Raw genomic sequence first — 783 nt, 5'->3', positions numbered from 1 at the left:
TGATTGCGCGCCAGTCTCGGGTTTTTCGATCCCGATCCGCCAGCTTTCGCCTTTGTCATTCGCGCCCATCGTCACCAGATCACCACCGATCTCGACCATATAGTTCTCGATCCCGGCCTCGCGCAGCTGTGCGGCAACCGCATCGATGCCATAGCCTTTGGCGATCGCAGACAGGTTGATCCCGACTCCGGCCTCTGACTTGGCCAAAGTGCCCGCTCCGCGATCCAAGTCTAACAGCCGCGCTTGCCCCACTTGCCCTAGCGCTGTCGCGATCTCGTCATCTGCCGGAATTGGGTCTTCAGGTTTTCGCGGCCCAAACCCCCACAATTCGATCAGCGGACCAAGGGTAACATCAAACGTACCACCGGATTTCTCGTGAACCTCATTTGCGGCCTCAATGACGAAGGCAAATTCGTCTGACACTTGCATGGGGTCCGTGCTGCCTGAGGCCGAGAAGGTCGAGACCTCGGAATTCGGGTCCCAGTTGGACATCTTGGCATTGACCTGCGCCAGGGTCTCCTGAACCGCTTGTCTCAGCGCCGCTTCGTCCAAATCATCGCCGATTGCGGTGATGTTGAACGTGGTGCCCATCGTCTCGCCGGACAGGCGTACCACGTCAGACTCTTTGCCAAACAAGCAGGCCGAAACAGTCAAAAGTAAGGCCAGTGCGATCAGTGGGCGCATGGTGCAATCTCCCGGGAGTGTTCTTGCCCGGCATATGCCAGTGAGCCTGTTCAGAGTCAAACCGGCCCCAAATCTTGAGCGGCAAAAACGCCAATGTAA

At 57.7% G+C, this 783-nt stretch carries 1 protein-coding gene; it reads right to left on the bottom strand.

Annotated elements, in window-relative coordinates; all coding sequences use genetic code 11:
• Nucleotides 1-684: FAD:protein FMN transferase (locus ACR0EL_RS22150; RefSeq protein WP_480502310.1), on the bottom strand; the 684-nt coding region annotated here is incomplete at its 3' end.
• Nucleotides 685-783 lie beyond the last annotated feature (99 nt).

The sequence above is a fragment of the Ruegeria sp. AH12 genome (assembly GCF_056541465.1).
This window is presented reverse-complemented; position numbering and strand designations above follow the sequence as displayed.